Raw genomic sequence first — 17,211 nt, 5'->3', positions numbered from 1 at the left:
TAAGGTATTTCTCTCAAATATAGAAAATGATTTTTAATTCTCCTGAAAAATCTATTGACGTCTGTACTTCGCTGTTTCTTCAAAAATGTGTTCAAAAATAGCCTTATCCTGCTCTGTTAAAGACAAATTACGTCTAGACATGACCACTTCCATCACTTCAAAAGCCTTTTTGGTTGTGTAGGTTGTAAATCCGGCGCTTCCACCCCAACTATAACTTGGCACAAAATTTCTTGGGAATCCACTTCCAAAAATATTAGCACTTACCCCAACTACTGTACCTGTATTAAACATGGTATTGATACCACATTTACTGTGATCTCCCATCATTAAACCACAAAACTGCAATCCTGTTCTTGCAAAACCTTCGGTTTCATAATTCCATAGTCTAACTTCAGCGTAATTATTTTTAAGGTTAGAATTATTGGTATCGGCCCCTAAATTACACCACTCCCCCAATACAGAATTCCCTAAATACCCTTCATGACCTTTATTGGAATACCCAAAAATAACAGAGTTCTTAACCTCTCCTCCAACTGTACTGCTAGGCCCTACCGTGGTTGGCCCATAAATTTTAGCTCCCATTTTAACTGTAGAAGATTGCCCTAACGAGAAAGGTCCGCGAATTAAAGACCCTTCCATTATTTCGGCGTCTTTACTAATATAAATTGGTCCGCTACTCGCGTTTAGGGTTACAAACTCAAGCTTAGCCCCTTCTTCAATAAATATATTTTCAGCTGCAATAATGTTGCAACTTGATGGAATTGGTTGCGAGCGTCTTCCTTTAGTTAACAGGTTAAAATCTTCCTGTATAGCTTCTCCGTTTTTAGAAAATATATCCCAGGTGTTTTCAACTTTAATCAATTCATCATGAAACTCTAAAGCTTCATAATTCTCAAAATTAATATCATCCTGAGTATCCTTGGTATAAAATGCAATAACATCTTCATCTTTAAAAATCGCCTGATTTTCCTGTAAATCTTTCACCATTTCTACCAATTCAAAATTTGGTAAAAACGACGCATTAATCATAATGTTTTCGTCCATCTCTACCATGGGGTATTTATCAGACAAATAGTCTTCCGTTACCGTAGTAGTGGTAGAATCTAAAAAGGTTTCCCATTTTTCGCGAATGGTTAAAATACCAATTCTTATATCTGCTACCGGACGTGTAAAAGTAAAAGGGAGTAAATTATTTCTGGACGGACCATCAAAAAGGATGTAGTTCATAACGTTAGGACGTATTAATTAATACCTAAACAACCTGTGTTTTGGCATCCCAAAAATAGCTTAATTAACGAAAACAAAAAAGCCTTCAACATAAAATATTGAAGGCTTTTAATATTATATAAAGTACTAAGATTATTTGCTAAACTTAGCGTATTTGTTTTTGAATTTATCAATACGACCAGCAGTATCTACTAATTTAGATTTACCAGTGTAGAATGGGTGCGATGTTCTTGAAATCTCCATTTTTACAAGTGGATACTCAACACCATCAACCTCAATAGTTTCGTTAGTGTTTGCTGTAGACTTAGTTAAAAATACATCTTCGTTAGACATATCTTTGAATGCTACTATTCTATAATTTTCTGGATGTATACTTTTTTTCATCGCTAAAGCTTTTATTCTGTTCAATTTTGGAAGTGCAAAAATAAGCATTTTTTACAAACTACCAATACTTTTTAATATTTTTTATTTAGATTTAAATTGTAACGATTTTCTATCTTTGACAACTAATCATTCAACTTACCTTATAAACGCAAAAATATGGAAAAATCTTTAAAATCTATAGCTACTAATTTAGGATTGATTTTAGGAGCTCTTTTAACGTTATATACAGCAGTTGCTTACTTATTTAAGCGCGACTTATTAGTTAACCTTTGGGTTATCACTTTAATTATTCCGTTGTTTATAATTGGTTATGGGATATTCTCCACAGCAAAAATAAAAAGCTTACAAAATGGGTTTTTAAGCTTCAAAGAAGCATTTTCTGGTTTTTTTATTCCTGTTGCTATAGGTATAATGGTTAGTACACTTATAACTATAATCTTATTTAACTTTATAGATACTGATGCTGCCATTGAAGTAAAAAACTTATTGATAGAAAACACCGTTGGCATGTTAAAAAATGCTGGGGCACCAGCAGAAATTATTTCTGAAAAAATTGAAGAAATAGAGAGTCAAGACACCTTTTCATTGGGAATACAATTAAAATCTTTAGCTCAAAGTTTAATTTTTTTCGCGGTCATAGGCCTTATAGTTGCAGCGGCAATGAAAAAAAGTAAGCCAGCCATTGAATAATTTAAGTATTTTTGATTTTTACAAATATCTGAAAGTCTTTAAATGAATATATCAGTAGTCATACCACTACTTAACGAACAAGAATCTTTAACAGAATTACATGATTGGATTGCAAAGGTTATGCAATCCAATCGTTTTTCGTACGAAATCCTATTTATTGATGATGGTAGTACCGACGATTCCTGGAAAATTATACAACAATTATCGAAACAAAACGAAAGTGTAAAAGGCATTCGTTTTGCTAAAAACTTTGGCAAATCTCAGGCCCTGCATGCCGGTTTCGAAAAAGCACAAGGCGATGTCGTAATTACCATGGATGCCGATTTACAGGATAACCCGGACGAAATTCCAGAACTATATGACATGATAACCAAAGATCGTTTCGATTTGGTTTCTGGATGGAAAAAGAAACGCTACGACTCGGTTATTGCTAAAAATTTACCTTCCAAATTATTTAACTGGGCGGCCCGTAAGACCTCAGGAGTAAAGCTTAATGATTTTAACTGCGGACTTAAAGCCTATAACAACGATGTTGTAAAAAACATTGATGTTAATGGTGAAATGCACCGTTATATCCCTGTACTGGCTAAAAATGCTGGTTTCACCAAAATTGGTGAAAAAGTGGTACAACATCAGGCCAGAAAATACGGTGAAACTAAATTTGGTATGAACCGCTTCATAAACGGCTTCCTAGATTTAATTACCATTTGGTTTATTTCGCACTTTGGTAAACGCCCTATGCATTTATTTGGGGCTTTAGGAGTGCTTATGTTTATTATCGGATTTGCATTTTCGTTCTATTTAGGCATTGATAAACTCTTTTTAAATCCGTCAGGAAGATTGATTACAGAACGTCCACAATTCTTTTTAGCCCTGTCGACCATGATTATTGGCACACAATTTTTTGTTGCAGGCTTTCTTGGTGAGATGATTTTACGATCGAAACAAGATAAAAAACGCTATTTAATCAAGGACGAGACTTCAAATTTTTAACGAAATAAAAAAAAACTGAGAATCCTTCAAATGTCTTAAAAATTAAGGCTTACAAAGGGTTCTTTTATTTTTTTTTAATAACTTTAAAACAGTTTCATACCCTTCAAAAATTGAAACCAACAAACTAAACTAAGTACAATAATTTCTTTTTTTGAAAATATATTTTAAAACACATTATGATACACATCGAACCAAAAATTTTAGACCGAATTAACACCTGGTTAACCCCAACTTTTGACGAAGAAACACAAGATTTTATAAAAAACAGTATTGCTCACAACCCAAAAGATATTCAGGAGAGCTTTTACAAAGATTTAGAATTTGGTACCGGAGGTATGCGTGGTGTTATGGGTATTGGTACGAACCGTATTAATAAATATACACTTGGAAAAAGCACACAAGGCTTAAGCGACTATTTGCACAAATCGTTTCCTGGAGAAACACCAAAAGCCGTTATTGCTTACGATTGCCGCCACAACAGTAAAACTTTAGCTAAAGTAGTTGCAGATGTATTTTCGGCCAATGGCATTGAAGTGTATTTATTTGAAGACTTACGCCCTACACCAGAATTATCGTTTGCTGTAAAACATTTAAACTGCCATTGCGGAATTGTTTTAACAGCATCTCACAACCCACCAGAATACAACGGATATAAAGTATATTGGCAAGATGGTGGACAGTTAGTACCACCACAAGATGGTGAAGTTATCACTATGATTAACGATATTGATTATTCTGATATTAAGTTTGAAGCTAACGATGCTTTAATCCATTATATAAGCACAGATGTTGATAATGCATTTATCGAAGCATCAGTAAAAAACGGATGCGTTGGTGCAACCCAAGCCGCAAAAGACGATTTAACTATCGTATTTACCTCTTTACACGGAACATCGATTACTGCTGTTCCTGAAACCTTAAAACGTGCCGGATATAAAAATGTTTATATTGTAAAAGAACAGGAAGTACCTAATGGCGATTTCCCTACAGTAGCTTCACCTAACCCTGAAGAACCTGCAGCTTTAAAAATGGCTTTAGAGTTAGCCGAAAAAGTAAATGCCGATATTGTTATAGGAACCGACCCAGATTGCGACCGTTTAGGTGTAGCTGTTAGAAACAGTGAAGGTGAATTACAATTACTTAACGGAAATCAAACCATGTTAATGATGACCGATTTCTTATTAAAACAATGGAAAGCTGAAGGCAAAATTAACGGAACCCAATTTATTGCTTCAACCATCGTATCAACGCCGATGCTAAATAAACTGGCTGAAGCTTATAATGTAGAAAGTAAAATTGTTTTAACAGGATTTAAGTGGATTGCCAAATTAATTAAAGACTATCCACAATTAGACTTTATTGGTGGTGGTGAAGAAAGTTTCGGCTACATGGTAGGTGACTTTGTACGCGACAAAGATGCGGTAACTTCTACCCTATTAGCTTGCGAAATTGCTGCCATTACAAAATCTAACGGAAGCTCTTTTTACAACGAATTAATAAAACTTTACGTTGAGCACGGCTGTTTTAAAGAAAAATTGGTGTCTCTGACTAAAAAAGGCATTGAAGGTGCACAGGAAATCACGCAAATGATGATTGATGCCCGCGAAAATCCGCTTAAAGAAATCAACGGGTCGAAAGTTGTTAAACTGGAAGATTACGACACATCGATTGCAAAACATTTATTAACGGGAGAAGAAACTACTATTGATGTACCAAAATCGAACGTATTAATCTATTATACAGAAGACGGTAGTCAGATTGCTTTAAGACCTAGTGGTACTGAACCAAAAATTAAATTTTACGTGAGTGTTAATACAAAATTAAACTCTGCAGAAGATTTCAAAACCGTTGAAGCAGAATTAGACATTAAAGCGGAAACCATTTTAAAAGACATGAAGCTTATCTAATTATTAACAGTAAAGAAGTCAAAAAATTGTTAAACAGATATATTTAATTTAAATAGCTATATCTTTGTAAAATATGCATGCTTTTATGTTTTTCATAAAAGCATGTTTTTTTAACAGACCTTTTTAAATGAAGCAATTTTTCAACATTTTACAATACGCAAAGCCATATAAAAGCTATGCTATTGGTCACATTATTTCAAACATATTTTACGCACTTTTCGGTGCACTATCTTTCGTTGCTCTTATCCCTATGTTGGATATTCTATTCGAAAAGAATTCTAAAAAAATCACAGAAGCACCCGTATACGAAGGCTTAAGTCATTTAAAGGATTACTACAAAGATTATCTTGCTTATCAGGTAAATCAGTATACAGAAAGTGAACCTCAAAAAGCACTATTACTGGTTGTTGGCTTAATCATAATTTTATTCCTTCTTAAAAACATCTTTGGCTATTTAGCGAATTACTTCATGGTATTTTTAAGAAATGGTGTGGTTCGTGATTTAAGAAATAACGTTTATCAAAAGACTATAGAACTTCCGCTTTCTTACTTTTCTGAACAACGCAAAGGTGATATTATGGCTCGTGTTACTCAGGATGTTGCTACGTTACAATATTCTATGCTTCCTGCTTTAGAATTAATCTTCCGTGAACCATTAACGATTATTTTTACAATCATCATGATGGTTATCATAAGTTTTAAATTAACCCTATTCGTATTCATTTTCATTCCTTTAGCAGGATTAATTATTTCTAGAATTGGTAGGAGTTTAAAACGAAAATCAGATCGTGTTCAAAAAGAACAAGGAATTCTTTTATCGACTTTAGAAGAAACACTAACGGGATTACGTATTATAAAAGGATTTAATGCTGAAGAAAAATTTAATGACAGATTCCAAAATTCAACGAATCGTTTTTTTAATTTTTCTAACAAGCTTTTAAATAGACAAAATTTAGCCTCTCCAACAAGTGAATTTCTTGGAATTCTAGTAATTTCAGTGCTTTTATGGTATGGAGGTCAATTGGTACTTGTTGACGGCTCATTAGACGGGAGTTCTTTTATTGCATACATAGGTTTAGCTTATAATATTATGGTGCCTGCAAAAGCTATTTCTCGCGGATTATACAACATCAAACAAGGAGATGCAGCTGCCGAGCGTATTCAGGAAATTATCGATGCGCCAAACCCATTAAAAGACAAAGAAAATGCTATCGCTAAAACAGGGTTCGATGCTGAAATCGTATTCGAAAACGTTTCTTTTAAATACGATAAAGACTATGTGCTTAAAAACTTTTCATTAACCATTCCTAAAGGAGAAACCGTTGCTTTAGTAGGTCAATCTGGAAGTGGAAAATCGACCATTGCGAATTTAGTAACCCGTTTTTATGACGTTAATGAAGGCCGCATTTTAATTGATGGCATCGACATTCGTGAGCTGACTACCTACTCTCTTCGTAACCAATTAGGTATTGTTACTCAAGATGCTATTCTGTTTAACGACAGCATTAAAAACAACCTAAAATTAGGTAAAGACAATGCTTCCGATGAAGATATTATAGATGCCTTAAAAGTGGCCAATGCCTGGGAATTTGTAAAAGAATTACCTAAAGGTATCGACACCAATATTGGTGATGCCGGTAACAAATTATCCGGAGGACAAAAACAACGTTTAAGTATTGCTCGTGCCGTACTAAAAAGTCCTCCTATTATGGTATTAGACGAAGCAACTTCCGCTTTAGATACCGAAAGCGAACGTTTAGTACAGGTAGCTCTGGAAAATATGATGAAAAACAGAACATCTATAGTTATTGCACACAGATTGTCAACCATTCAAAATGCCGATAACATTATTGTAATGAGTAAAGGTGAAATTGTTGAAAATGGAAAACATGCCGATCTTATTGCTAAACAAGGTGTTTACCAAAAGCTTGTAGAAATGCAAAGCTTCGAATAGACAAAAAATTATTGATATTAATAAAAAAGGATAGAGACTTGTATTTCTATCCTTTTTTTATTCTAAGTAAACAAACAAAATAAGACACAACCTCCGCATTCTATTTTAACTTATTTTTATAATCAACACATTAAACTTTCTGTAATTTTATAGGTCTAACCTTTAATGCATTTAGTGATTGACGAAGATTTATTAATTGAGCAACTAAAATCTGATTCAGAAAAAGAAGAAGCTTTTAGACACCTTATAACGCTTTACAAAGAGCGCTTATATTGGCATATCCGAAATATTGTGAAATATCACGACGATGCAGACGATGTTTTACAAAACACTTTTATTAAGATTTATAAAAATATTCATAATTTTAAAGGAGAAAGTAAACTATTCTCTTGGATGTACCGTATAGCTACTAACGAGTCGATAACATTTATTAATAAAAATGCTAAGCGACTGCAAACCAACAATGAGGAAGCACAGCAATTAGCTATAAATAATTTAACATCCGATGTGTATTTTGAAGGTGATGCCATACAGCTAAAATTACAAAAAGCCATAGCCACATTACCAGAAAAACAACAACTGGTTTTTAACATGAAATATTTTCAGGATTTAAAATTCAAGGATATGGCAGAAATTTTAGAAACCAGTGAAGGTGCTTTAAAAGCATCTTATCATATAGCAACAAAAAAAATAGAAGCTTATTTAACTAAAGATTAAACCTTTAGTTAAAAATAAAGTCTTACTTATATGAGTCAGGAAAAACTACATACTATCAAAAATTCAGGATTTAAAGTCCCTGAGGATTACTTCGATACTTTAGAAGACAGGTTGTTTACCCAAGCAAAACTTAAAGCATCGACAGATTCTTCCGGATTTACTGTTCCTGAAAATTATTTAGACACGCTCGAAGACAAGATTCTTAGCCAGGTTTCTAAGCAGCAGGAAGAACCTAAAGTTATTTCTCTGTTTAACAGAAAAAATCTGCTTTATGCTTCAAGTATTGCTGCTGCAGTTACCTTATTGTTTACACTTTCCATCCAAAAAACGAAACCTATTTTAGACGGTGTAGACAATGAAACGGTAGAAAGTTATTTATTAAATGAAGATATCGATTTATACGAAATAGCCTCAAGATTAACAGTTGAAGACTTAGCCGAAGAAAATTTTAAAGAAGTAAAAATTGATGAAGCAACCTTTGAAGACTACATTCTTAACGATCTAGACCTTGAAGGTATAATGACTAATTAAAAGTTTGTTATGATGAAAAAATTAATACTCCCTATATTATTTCTTTTAATTTCAGTCAGTGGATTTGCCCAAGGTCACGACGAAAAATTTAAAGAACTAAAAATACCTTTCATTTCAGAACGCCTAAATTTAAGTCCTGATGAAGCTGAAAAGTTCTGGCCGATATATAATGATTACGAAGAAGTATCATCTAAAATAAGAAATGACATTCATGGTATTCAGTATAAAATAAAAAAGAACATTAACGATTTATCAAATGAAAAAGCAAAAGAATTGCTAGATAAATTAAGTGCTTCCGAAAGAAAACGAATCGATGTCGATGACAAATTAAACCGGGACCTTCTTAAATTCTTACCTCCAAAAAAAGTATTAATTTTAAAAGGAGCTGAAAAAGAATTCAAAAAACGACTGTTTGACAGTTATTTAGAAAAAAAAATGAAATCTGAAAAACGCTAATAAAAAAAGGAGCTTTTAAAAGCTCCTTTTTTTTATTCCCTAAATGTTAGTTTGGCTATTCGTTTTGAACCTCCTGCATACGCTGTAGAATCGTTTATAAATCGTATAGTATAAAACCCCTCATCACTTAAATGCGTCCAGGTTTCACCACCATCTTTACTATAATCAATACCTTTAAAACCAACTGTAACCAGTTCCTTTCCTTCACGTTTTGGAAAAAACTGCACACAGCTTCTGTAACCAGGCATTTGTCCATCAGCGACCAGATTCCAGGTTTTACCGCCATCAACGGTTTTCATCTTATTGGCTTTATTTGCATCTGGCTTTGTAAAATCTCCTCCAATGGCATAACCTAAATTATCATCATAAAAAGCTACAGAATATATACCTTCGGTTTCAGCATCCTGAATCATAGGTGACTTTGTTACGGTCCAGGTTTTACCTTTATCTTCTGTTAAATATACATTACCTTTCGTAGAGGCAACCCAGGCTTTATCTCCTATTACTGCAATATTGGTATTACTAGCGGCAAAAGCCCCTTCTCCAACTTCTCCTTCTGGTAAATTTTCACAAGACATCTTATTCCAGCTCTGTCCACCATCGCGAGTAATAATAATGGATAAACAACCATCTACACTATCACCAACGGCTATGCCTTCAGTATCATTCCAAAACGTCATGGCATCATAAAATACGCCTTCGGTGGTTTCTTTGTAAACTAATTGCATTCTGCCATCATCACCGGTTTTATATAACAAGGCCGGATTTTCAATACTCAGCATAAAAAAATCGGATGAAGTATGCGCTACAGCTCTAAAATGAAGATTTAAAGAATCGTATTGCTGAACAGACGTTTGCCATATTTTGGTGTTTGGGTTATACAATCCGAAAACACCATTATTCGCTGCAAATACCAGACTTTTGTCATTTAGAATTTCAATCGCACGCACACTTAATAATGAATCTTCAAAAATATCTTCAACGGCTACCGATTTAAAATCCCTAGGAATAAATTCTGCTTTCTTCTGGCAGGAAAATAATATTGTAATCAATAAAAGGGTAACGAATAACTGTTTCATATATAGTATGTATTTGTTTTAAAATTAAATAATATACATCTTGTTACGTACAAACGCGCTGTTATAGCTCATTTTAAAGTCGAAATTTTCGCTAAATGTATAAAAGCTATGTAAATAAAAACTTAAAGCTATAAACAAATTAACTTTTAAATGTACCTTTGCAGCCTCATATTTTATTTACAATGCGATTACACAGAAATTTATGCTTCTCAGTTATAGATGGTTTAACTCTAATCTTTAACGAAGGACAATATGCCGACAAAGTTATTCAACAACTTTTAAAACGCGACAAGCGTTGGGGAAGTCGTGACCGTGCTTTCGTTGCCGAAACAACTTACGATATTGTACGTTGGAAACGTCTTTATGCTGAAATTGCTGAAGTTAAAGAACCATTTGACAGAGATAATCTGTGGCGCATGTTTGCTGTGTGGGCAACCCTGAAAGGTATTAAATTACCGGATTGGAAATATTTTGAAAACACACCAACTCGTAAAATTAAAGGACGTTTTGATGAGTTATCAAAAATCAGAAAGTTTAAAGAATCTATACCTGACTGGATTGATGCCATTGGCGAGAAAGAATTAGGATCCACCGTTTGGTCGAAAGAAATCGAGGCTTTAAACGAACAGGCCGATGTTATTTTACGTGTAAATACACTAAAAACTACTAAAGAAAAACTTCAGGCTGAACTATTCGATTTAGATATTGAAACCGAATTTTTAGCCGATTATCCATATGCTTTAAAATTAAAAGAACGTGCTAATGTATTTTCTACAGAAGCATTTAAAAACGGATTGTTTGAAGTTCAGGATGCCTCTTCTCAATTAGTGGCTGATTTACTAGATGTAAAACCAGGTATGCGCGTAGTAGACACCTGTGCTGGTGCGGGGGGTAAAACCTTGCATATTGCTTCTTTAATGGAAAACAAAGGGCAAATTATTGCTATGGACATCTATGCTAACAAGCTTCATGAGCTAAAACGTCGTGCAAAACGTAATAGTGCTCATAATATCGAAACTCGTGCTATTGACTCTACCAAAGTAATTAAAAAGCTTTATGATAAAGCAGACCGTGTTTTAATTGATGCACCATGTTCTGGTTTAGGCGTTTTACGTCGTAACCCAGATGCGAAATGGAAACTTGAAGAAAGCTTCTTAGACCGTATCAGACAAACACAACAAGATATTTTACAACAATATTCTAGAATGGTTAAACCAGGAGGCAAATTAGTTTACGCAACTTGCTCGGTGTTACCTTCTGAAAATCAACAACAAGTTGAAAAATTCTTAACATCAGAATCAGGAAAAGACTTTATATTTGTAAAAGACGATAAAGTATTATCGCACAAATCTGGTTACGATGGATTTTATATGGCGCTTTTAGAAAAGAAAGCCTAAACCAAAACATATACTGTTTCATCTGACCATCAAAAACCCATAAATTGATTCAGATGAAACAGCTTTACTTGTTATCTTTCTTCCTTCTTTCTACTTTCGTTTTTGCCCAAATACCTACAGGATACTACGATTCTGCTACAAGTACAGGAGCTACCTTAAAAACACAGTTATTTAATATTATAAACAACAACACCAATAGTTCAACAGTAGCTAATTATGGTGATTTATGGACTTTATATGATCAAGCTGCCTTCAAAGATAGTTACTACGATAATGATAATAGTTTGGTTGATTTATACACTGAAATTCCTTTATCACCTGACACTTTTAACTTTACAACCATAACAAATCAATGTGGAAATTATAATAGTGAAGGTGACTGTTATAATAGGGAGCACGTTATTCCTAAGTCTTATTTCGGAGGTGATAGTTCATACCCAATGTACTCTGATGCTCATTTTGTTTTTCCTTCAGACGGTTATGTTAATGGCAAACATGCTAATTACCCGTATGGCACAGTAAACTTTGCTTCATATACTTCTTCAAACGGCTCTAAACTAGGGAGTAGTTCTGTTTCCGGATATTCGGGATCTGTTTTTGAACCTATCGATGAATTTAAAGGTGATGTTGCAAGAGCCTACTTTTATTTTATAACACGCTACGAAGACCAACTTTCTACTTTTTACACCAATTATGCGTCAAGTGAAGTAAGCGCTATGTTTGATGGAAATACCTTCCCTGGAATAGAATCTAACTTTTTAAATATTCTATTAACTTGGAACAATTTAGACCCTGTTAGTCAATATGAAATTAATAAAAATAACGAGATCTATAACTTTCAAGGCAATAGAAACCCTTTTATAGACGACTCAAGCTATATCACAAAAATATGGGGAACTGCTTTATCTACTAATGATTTCACAACCCTTAACTTAAAAATCTACCCAAACCCGGTTAAAGACCATTTTATTTATATTTCTACCACACAAGATTTAGATGCCATCATCTACAATGTTTTAGGAAAAGAAATTCTAAAACAACATCTAAACACAAACAATAAAAAAATGGATGTTAGCACACTTAATAAGGGTGTGTATTTGTTAAAAATTAGTTCCGATTCTGGAACCATCACAAAAAAACTAATAAAGCAATAATATAATACTGTTTAACCAAAGACCATCGAAATGATGGTCTTTTATTTTTATGATATGACCGAAGATTTTATCGCACATATATCAAAACAAATTAAAGCTCCCATTAAATCTATACATTCAGTTTCGGGCGGTGATATTTCGTCTGCTTATAAAATCATAACTTCAGGTCAAAGTTATTTTCTTAAAACCAATACCATTTCCAATGCTTTGCAAATGTTTCAAACTGAAGCGGAAGCTCTAAAAACCATAGCCAACACTAATTCGATTTCAACTCCAAAGGTTTTGGAATACTCTCAGTTTGAAAACACCTCCTTTTTACTTCTTGAATTTATTGACAGTAAATCACCCGATTCAAAAGATCTCAAAACTCTGGGAAGGCAACTAGCCGAACTTCACCAAAATACAAATGCTTATTTCGGCTTGCAGCAGGACAATTTTATAGGAGACCTTTTTCAGTCGAACATACCTAATGATTCCTGGAACTCCTTTTACGTTAACGAACGGCTGTATCCTCAGCTACAATTAGCAATTCAAAAACAATTACTACTGGAATCTGAATGTCCTTCAAAAGAGCAGATCCTAAACAAACTAAACCCCTTATTTAAAAACATAAAACCTTCGCTTTTACATGGCGACTTATGGAGCGGGAATTATTTAATTGCTACAAATGGAAAGCCATATCTTATCGATCCGGCCATGTATTTCGGGCATTCAGAAGTAGATATTGCCATGACAAAACTCTTTGGTGGATTCTCTGAAGACTTCTACAAAGCCTATCATAATATTATACCAGAAGATGAATTCACATCAAATCGCATCGAAGTTTATCAATTGTATTACCTGTTAATTCACCTTAATTTATTTGGAAAAAGCTATTATTCATCAGTGATTAATCTCCTTAAAAAATACTTTTAAACTCCTTGAAAAACATCCTATTAATTAATCAAAAATGCTTTCGTAAAAAAAGCCATTTAAATGACTAAAAAAGTGTATTTTTGCATTTTCAAATTACAACCATAATACATCTAAAATGATTCATTTCTTTGGAAACGTAACCGGTAAAGTTTTTGCCGTTCAAACAACAAAAGAATTATCAACCGAAACCATTGCTAAATTAACATGGTTATTTGGCAATCAGCCAAAAATAGAGCAAGCATCGCTGGATGCTTTTTTTGTTGGACCACGTGCGGCTATGATTACGCCTTGGAGTACCAACGCTGTTGAAATCACTCAAAACATGGGGATTTCAGACATCATTAGAATTGAAGAATTCGAAGCTGTTTCTGAAGATTTCAAAGGTTACGACCCAATGATTTCTGAAAAATTCAACGGATTAAACCAAGAATCATTCACCATTGATATTCAACCAGAGCCTATTCTGGATATTGAAGATATTGCGGCTTATAATGCTCAAGAAGGGCTTTCTTTAAGCGACGAAGAAGTGGCTTACTTAGAAGGTGTTTCTGAAAAAATTGGTCGCCCGTTAACCGATTCTGAAGTTTTCGGTTTCTCACAAGTAAACAGTGAACACTGTCGTCACAAAATTTTCAACGGAACATTTGTCATTGATGGCGAAGAAAAATCGACGTCATTATTTAAAATGATTCGTAAAACGTCTGAAACAAATCCTAACGATATCGTTTCAGCTTATAAAGACAACGTAGCGTTCATTAAAGGACCTGTTGTTGAGCAATTCGCTCCTAAAAGTGCTGATAAACCAGATTTTTACGAAACTAAAGATTTCGAATCTGTGATTTCATTAAAAGCGGAGACGCATAACTTCCCGACTACTGTAGAGCCTTTTAACGGAGCTGCAACAGGTTCAGGAGGTGAAATTCGTGACCGTTTAGCTGGAGGAAAAGGATCTTTACCTTTAGCTGGTACTGCGGTTTATATGACCTCTTACTCGCGTTTAGAAGAAAATCGTCCTTGGGAACAAGCTATGAATGAGCGTAAGTGGTTATACCAAACACCAATGGATATCTTAATTAAAGCGTCTAATGGTGCTTCAGATTTTGGTAACAAATTTGGTCAACCATTAATTTGTGGTTCGGTATTAACATTCGAGCACGAAGAAGATGCCAGAAAATTAGGTTTCGACAAAGTAATTATGCAAGCTGGAGGTATTGGTTACGGCAAAGCCGACCAGGCCCTAAAAGCAACACCTACAGTTGGTGACAAAGTAGTTATTCTTGGTGGTGAAAACTACCGTATTGGTATGGGTGGTGCTGCGGTATCATCGGCTGATACCGGAGAATTCGCTTCAGGTATCGAATTAAACGCAGTACAACGTTCGAATCCTGAAATGCAAAAACGTGCAGCTAATGCAGTTCGTGGTATGGTTGAAAGTGATGAAAACTACATTGTTTCTATTCATGATCATGGTGCTGGTGGACACTTAAACTGTTTATCGGAATTAGTTGAAGAAACTGGTGGACACATCGATTTAGATAAATTACCTGTAGGAGACCCTACATTATCAGATAAAGAAATTATCGGTAACGAATCTCAGGAACGTATGGGATTAGTGATTGCCGAAAAACATATTGAAACATTACAAAAGATTGCCGATCGTGAGCGTTCACCAATGTACACTGTTGGAGATGTTACTGGTAATCACCGTTTCACATTTGAGTCTAAGACCAATGGTCACAAACCAATGGATTTAGCTATGGATGATATGTTTGGAAGTTCTCCAAAAACATACATGCACGATAAAAAAGTGGTTCGCAATTATGCCGATGTTGCTTACAACAAAGAAAACTTCTATGATTATTTAGACCAGTTATTACAATTAGAGGCTGTCGCTTCCAAAGACTGGTTAACCAATAAAGTAGACCGTTGTGTTGGTGGAAAAGTAGCCAAACAACAATGTGCCGGACCATTACAATTACCGTTAAACAACGTTGGTGTAATGGCCTTGGATTACAAAGGTAAAGAAGGTATCGCAACCTCTATCGGACACTCGCCTGTTTCAGGATTAATTAATCCGGTAGCTGGAAGTAGAAACTCGATTACTGAAGCTTTAACCAACATTATCTGGGCGCCTTTAAAAGACGGATTACAAAATGTGTCTTTATCGGCAAACTGGATGTGGCCTTGTAAAAATGAAGGTGAAGATGCACGTTTATATGAAGCTGTTGAAGCGGTTTCAGAATTCGCAATTGATTTAGGTATCAACGTACCAACCGGAAAAGATTCCTTATCTATGAAGCAAAAATACCCTAACGAAGAGGTTATTGCTCCAGGTACTGTAATCATTTCGGCTGCTGCAAACTGTATCGACATCAATAAAGTTGTTGAGCCTGTATTCCAAAAAGGTGCTGGTGATGTGTATTACATCAACTTATCACAAGACAACTTTAAATTAGGAGGAAGTTCATTTGCTCAGGTGGTTAACAAAATTGGTAACGATACACCAAATGTTCAATCTGCCGCATACGTTAAAACAGTATTCAATACCATTCAACAATTAATTATTGACGGACAAATTGTTGCTGGTCACGATGTAGCTTCTGGTGGATTAATCACTACCTTATTAGAATTATGTTTTGCTGACAACAATTTAGGTGCTGAATTAGATATCACGGCTTTAGCTGAAAACGATTCATTTAAAGTGTTATTTGCTGAAAATGCAGGTTTAGTAATTCAGTCGAAAGATGCTTCAATCGAAACGGTATTATCTGCTGCTAATATTGAATTCTTCAACATTGGAAAAGTAACAGAAAGTGATGTATTAAGCATCATCAACGGAACGGATGTATTCACCATGACGGTATCTCGTTTACGTGATATGTGGTACAAAACATCGTTCTTATTAGATCAAAAACAAACCGCTAACGGTTTAGCACAAGACCGTTACGACAACTATAAAAACCAACCATTACAGTACACCTTCCCAAGTCACTTTTCAGGGAAACTTCCTGTAATCGATGCAAGTAAGCCAAGACCAAAAGCAGCAATTTTACGTGAAAAAGGAAGTAACTCTGAGCGTGAAATGGCAAACGCGATGTACCTAGCCGGATTTGATGTGAAAGATGTACACATGACCGATTTAATTTCTGGTCGTGAAACGTTGGAAGACATTCAGTTCTTAGGTGCTGTAGGTGGATTCTCTAACTCTGACGTTTTAGGTTCTGCTAAAGGATGGGCCGGAGCTATCAAATACAACGAAAAAGCAAACGAAGTGATTAAAAACTTCTTCAAACGTGAAGATACACTTTCGGTTGGTATTTGTAACGGTTGTCAGTTATGGATGGAATTAGAATTAATTAACCCAGAGCACGAGGTTCATGGTAAAATGGTTCATAATGATTCTCATAAACACGAAAGTTCATTTACTTCAGTAACTATTCAGGAAAACAACTCGGTAATGCTTTCAAGCTTAGCAGGAAGTACTTTAGGAGTTTGGATTTCTCACGGTGAAGGTAAATTTAACTTGCCAGAATCTGAAGACCAGTACAACATTGTTGGTAAATACGCTTACGCGGAATATCCACACAATCCTAATGGTTCTGATTATAACACAGCCATGATGTGTGATAAAACAGGGCGTCACTTAGTAACGATGCCACACATCGAGCGTTCTACATTCCAATGGAACTGGGCACATTACCCAAGCAACAGGCAAGACGAAGTATCGCCTTGGGTTGAAGCTTTTGTGAATGCCAGAAAGTGGATTGAAAACAAATAATTCAAAATTCATTATATAAAAAAACCTCT

Annotated in this window: 14 protein-coding genes; 11 read left to right on the top strand and 3 right to left on the bottom strand. The window is 34.7% G+C overall.

The features are described 5' to 3' along the window. Positions 1–51: 51 nt before the first annotated feature. A complete protein-coding gene (locus R1X58_RS11010; protein WP_240572794.1) occupies positions 52–1,227 on the bottom strand; it encodes a GlmU family protein in 1,176 nt (391 codons plus the stop codon). Positions 1,228–1,359: 132 nt separating this feature from the next. Next, on the bottom strand, positions 1,360–1,611 hold the full coding sequence (locus R1X58_RS11005) for a type B 50S ribosomal protein L31 (RefSeq protein ID WP_240572793.1): 252 nt from the start codon (positions 1,609–1,611) through the stop codon (positions 1,360–1,362). Positions 1,612–1,767: 156 nt separating this feature from the next. On the opposite strand from R1X58_RS11005, the gene R1X58_RS11000 reads away from it, so the two are divergent. The 7 genes from R1X58_RS11000 to R1X58_RS10970 all read left to right on the top strand — a co-directional run bounded on the left by R1X58_RS11000 (position 1,768) and on the right by R1X58_RS10970 (position 8,859). Then, positions 1,768–2,301 carry a DUF4199 domain-containing protein gene (locus R1X58_RS11000; protein WP_240572792.1) on the top strand — a complete coding sequence of 178 codons (534 nt, stop codon included), beginning with the start codon at positions 1,768–1,770 and terminating at the stop codon, positions 2,299–2,301. Between the two features lie 42 nt (positions 2,302–2,343). Then, positions 2,344–3,294 (top strand): glycosyltransferase family 2 protein, encoded by a 951-nt coding sequence (locus R1X58_RS10995; protein WP_240572791.1) that lies wholly within the window; start codon positions 2,344–2,346, stop codon positions 3,292–3,294. A 176-nt stretch (positions 3,295–3,470) separates the two neighbouring features. Further along, complete coding sequence (locus R1X58_RS10990; RefSeq protein ID WP_240572790.1) at positions 3,471–5,201, top strand: phospho-sugar mutase; 1,731 nt, start codon at positions 3,471–3,473, stop codon at positions 5,199–5,201. 127 nt (positions 5,202–5,328) lie between these two features. Continuing rightward, the gene (locus R1X58_RS10985) at positions 5,329–7,155 is read left to right on the top strand and encodes an ABC transporter ATP-binding protein (protein ID WP_240572789.1); all 1,827 of its coding nucleotides are present in this window, start codon (positions 5,329–5,331) and stop codon (positions 7,153–7,155) included. Positions 7,156–7,320: 165 nt separating this feature from the next. Further along, positions 7,321–7,872, top strand: coding sequence for an RNA polymerase sigma factor (locus R1X58_RS10980; protein WP_240572788.1), 552 nt, complete (start codon positions 7,321–7,323; stop codon positions 7,870–7,872). A gap of 30 nt (positions 7,873–7,902) precedes the next feature. Then, positions 7,903–8,403, top strand: a complete 501-nt coding sequence (locus tag R1X58_RS10975; protein ID WP_240572787.1) for a hypothetical protein — start codon at positions 7,903–7,905, stop codon at positions 8,401–8,403. A gap of 9 nt (positions 8,404–8,412) precedes the next feature. After that, positions 8,413–8,859, top strand: coding sequence for a hypothetical protein (locus tag R1X58_RS10970; RefSeq protein ID WP_240572786.1), 447 nt, complete (start codon positions 8,413–8,415; stop codon positions 8,857–8,859). A 32-nt stretch (positions 8,860–8,891) separates the two neighbouring features. On the opposite strand, the gene R1X58_RS10965 is transcribed toward R1X58_RS10970, so the two are convergent. Beyond that, entirely contained in the window at positions 8,892–9,938 is a 1,047-nt protein-coding gene (locus R1X58_RS10965) for a WD40/YVTN/BNR-like repeat-containing protein (protein ID WP_240572785.1), read from the bottom strand. Positions 9,939–10,120: 182 nt separating this feature from the next. Between R1X58_RS10965 and R1X58_RS10960 the strand changes: the two genes are divergently transcribed. The 4 genes from R1X58_RS10960 to purL all read left to right on the top strand — a co-directional run bounded on the left by R1X58_RS10960 (position 10,121) and on the right by purL (position 17,182). Further along, positions 10,121–11,335: an RsmB/NOP family class I SAM-dependent RNA methyltransferase gene (locus tag R1X58_RS10960; protein WP_240572784.1), complete on the top strand. Its 1,215-nt coding sequence runs from the start codon at positions 10,121–10,123 to the stop codon at positions 11,333–11,335. Between the two features lie 53 nt (positions 11,336–11,388). Continuing rightward, positions 11,389–12,489 carry an endonuclease gene (locus R1X58_RS10955; protein WP_240572783.1) on the top strand — a complete coding sequence of 367 codons (1,101 nt, stop codon included), beginning with the start codon at positions 11,389–11,391 and terminating at the stop codon, positions 12,487–12,489. A gap of 30 nt (positions 12,490–12,519) precedes the next feature. Next, positions 12,520–13,404, top strand: coding sequence for a fructosamine kinase family protein (locus R1X58_RS10950; RefSeq protein WP_240572782.1), 885 nt, complete (start codon positions 12,520–12,522; stop codon positions 13,402–13,404). Positions 13,405–13,519: 115 nt separating this feature from the next. Further along, positions 13,520–17,182, top strand: coding sequence for a phosphoribosylformylglycinamidine synthase (gene purL, locus R1X58_RS10945; protein WP_240572781.1), 3,663 nt, complete (start codon positions 13,520–13,522; stop codon positions 17,180–17,182). Positions 17,183–17,211 lie beyond the last annotated feature (29 nt).

The sequence above is a fragment of the Aestuariibaculum lutulentum genome (assembly GCF_032926325.1).
GTDB classification, from domain to species: domain Bacteria; phylum Bacteroidota; class Bacteroidia; order Flavobacteriales; family Flavobacteriaceae; genus Aestuariibaculum; species Aestuariibaculum lutulentum.
The sequence above is the reverse complement of the archived record's forward strand: the minus strand, read 5'-3'. Positions and strand labels throughout refer to the sequence as shown.